2 protein-coding genes are annotated in these 2,669 nt (G+C 37.5%); both read right to left on the bottom strand.

All coding sequences use genetic code 11. From position 1 onward, the window contains the following. Positions 1-31: 31 nt before the first annotated feature. Positions 32-1,972: a DNA topoisomerase III gene (locus CXF89_RS18900; RefSeq protein ID WP_121955458.1), complete on the bottom strand. Its 1,941-nt coding sequence runs from the start codon at positions 1,970-1,972 to the stop codon at positions 32-34. A 70-nt stretch (positions 1,973-2,042) separates the two neighbouring features. Continuing rightward, the gene (locus tag CXF89_RS18895) at positions 2,043-2,531 is read right to left on the bottom strand and encodes a hypothetical protein (protein ID WP_024593682.1); all 489 of its coding nucleotides are present in this window, start codon (positions 2,529-2,531) and stop codon (positions 2,043-2,045) included. Positions 2,532-2,669 lie beyond the last annotated feature (138 nt).

Genomic DNA, 2,669 nt, shown 5'->3' with positions numbered 1-2,669 from the left:
AGTAATATCGTTTAATAAAATGGCTCTGTAGCTAACTAGCAACAGAGCTTTTTTTATAACTCGACTTTTTAAAGGTCGCTTTTCCACCTCGTTTAGCAAAGCGTTTTTTAGGTGAGCTTTTTGGTAACCTTGCAAATGCATTGCTATCGCAGTTTGCTGCTAATTGTACAAACCCATTTAGGTCAGCAAGTAAAGGCTGTAAAAATTGCTGATAACTCATTACTTGCTGCGCGATATCACCTAAGCTCGATTCCCACTTTGCGGTTAAATCAGGACTCGCTAAACCTTGTGGTAATACGCTAATAAGGGCAAGTCCCGTTTCGGTCGCTCTAATTGACTTACCTTCACGTTTTAAAAAACGCCGCTTAAATAGCAACTCGATTATTCCCGCACGTGTTGCCTCCGTACCTAAACCATCAGTGTCTTTTAATACTTTTTTAATTTGTGGATCTTTAACATGACGACTAATGCCGGTCATCGCAGCCAATAATGTAGCATCGGTAAAATAAGCAGGGGGTGATGTATGCTTTTCGACTACTTCGCCTTGCTCACAAAAAAGAGACATACCTTTTGTTAAAGGAGGTAACGTAGCTTCATCTTTTAATTCAGACTTACCCATTAATACCTTAAAGCCTAAGCTTACATCTTGTTTTGCATTTGCTTTAAATAATCCGCCAGCGATTGTTATCTCTGCTTTAGTTTCGTTATGTATATAGTCGGGATAAAACTGAATTAGGTAATGGCGGCTTATTAATTGATATACCTTCGCTTCGTCACCGCTCAAACTCGCTGACTTTAACTGCTTAGCCGTAGGCACAATGGCATGATGGGCAGCCACTTTTGAATCGTTAAAACATTTACTACGCTTTTTTACATCAGCCCCATTTACTAATTCACTGCTTTGCCCACCATTAGCACTTATAGCTTTAAAAATAGCAGATGCATCTTGATGGTGATCTTTAGGTAAATAACGATTATCAGAGCGTGGGTAAGTAATTAGTTTATGACGTTCGTAAAGTATTTGGCAAATATCCAACACCTTTTGAGCTGGCATACCAAATGCTTTAGCCGAATCTATTTGCAGTGCAGATAAATTATAAGGTAATGGAGCACTTTGTTTTTTTTGTTTTTGGTCAAGTGAAGTAAGCTCAGCACTTTGCTTTGTAATGCGTGAAGCAACATTTTGTGCGAGTGCTTTGTTAAGTATTCGCCCTTCTTCATCTTGATGTGGCTCACATGCTTTACTAGGAACCCACTTAGCTATGAATGGCTGGTTATCTGGAGTAAGTAAATGCGCCAGTACATCGTAAAAAGGCTTAGATACAAAGTGTGCTATTTCGTTATCTCTATTAACAACAAGACCTAAAATAGGGGTTTGTACTCGCCCTACCGAAAGCACATTACCAAACCCTGCTTTTTGCCCAGCTAGTGTGTATGCACGTGTTAAATTCATACCAAATAGCCAATCAGCACGAGAGCGCGCTAAAGCAGATACACTTAGCGGAATAAAATCTCGATTAGAACGCATAGTACCCAGTGATTTTTTTACCGCCGATAAGTTTAAATCACTAATGAGTAAACGTTGCGTACTCTGCTTTTTAGCCTGACTTATTTTAGCTTCTTCAATTACTTGATCGACTAGTAGCTGGCCTTCACGGTCTGGATCGCCAGCGTGAATAAGTTGCGAGGCTTGTTTAATTAATTTTTTTAAAACAGTGAGCTGTTTACGTGTTTTGGTTTTGGCTTTTAACTTCCACTGTTCGGGTATTATAGGTAAGTGTTCAAACTGCCACTTTTTAAAGCGCTCATCGTAATCATCGGGTTCTGCTTGTTCTAGCAAATGTCCAATACACCACGATACACAATCGCCATTAGCGACTTCTATATAACCATCATATTTTTTATGTGGTTTTGGTAACGCATCAGCAATAGCGCGTCCAAGTGAAGGTTTTTCTGCAATGTAGAGTTTCATAGCCTGCTCATCACTGTTTATATAAACAGTAGTCTAGCACAGCTATTTTAAAGGAGGGAACTTTTTGTAACTATTGGCTAGCTGGGCTTTTTTTGTCTTTTGTTAAAATATAAATAAGCGGAAGATAACAAACAACAACGGTGCCTATATTAATAAATGGCAATAAGGTTTTATAAATGTATGTACTATAAGAAAGATCCCATAAATGGCGGTCGACTAATCTAAATAGCTGTAAAATTGGTGCCATAATAACAACCAATTGACCTAATACGCATTGCCATAAATAAACCTTATCTTTTAAACCCAGATATGCGATGAGTGCCATCCAAGCAATATCATTAAAGGCCCAAACAAGGTATCGATAAACATAAATCCCATTATCAAACTCTTTCAAGTAAGGATGAATAATGGTTCCATATAAAAAAAAAGCGGCTGTAATTAAAGCGAAACGCAGGGCCAAATAATCTTTTCTAAAATAAAAGATGAAAATAGCAGGGCTTAAAATAAACACCCAACTAGTATCTAATATCAATATAGTCTTTAAAAACCATTCAGGCATTAGAGTTAATCAAGTTTTTTTTCATCATCGTCATTACCACCGCCATTTCCTGGCATATGACTAAACTTATCGACCTTTTTCATAAACTATTCCGTTACATTTGTTAAAGAAAGCATACTTTATGATAAATAAGTGTGT

Origin of the sequence: Pseudoalteromonas sp. MelDa3 (genome assembly GCF_002863625.1) — a bacterium.
Lineage (GTDB): Bacteria > Pseudomonadota > Gammaproteobacteria > Enterobacterales > Alteromonadaceae > Pseudoalteromonas > Pseudoalteromonas arctica.
The sequence above is the reverse complement of the archived record's forward strand: the minus strand, read 5'-3'. Positions and strand labels throughout refer to the sequence as shown.

Coding starts and splice junctions, on each gene's coding strand:
- CXF89_RS18900 (WP_121955458.1), bottom strand. CDS start 1,972: ATGAAACTCTACATTGCAGAAAAACCTTCACTTGGACGCGCTATTGCT.
- CXF89_RS18895 (WP_024593682.1), bottom strand. CDS start 2,531: ATGCCTGAATGGTTTTTAAAGACTATATTGATATTAGATACTAGTTGG.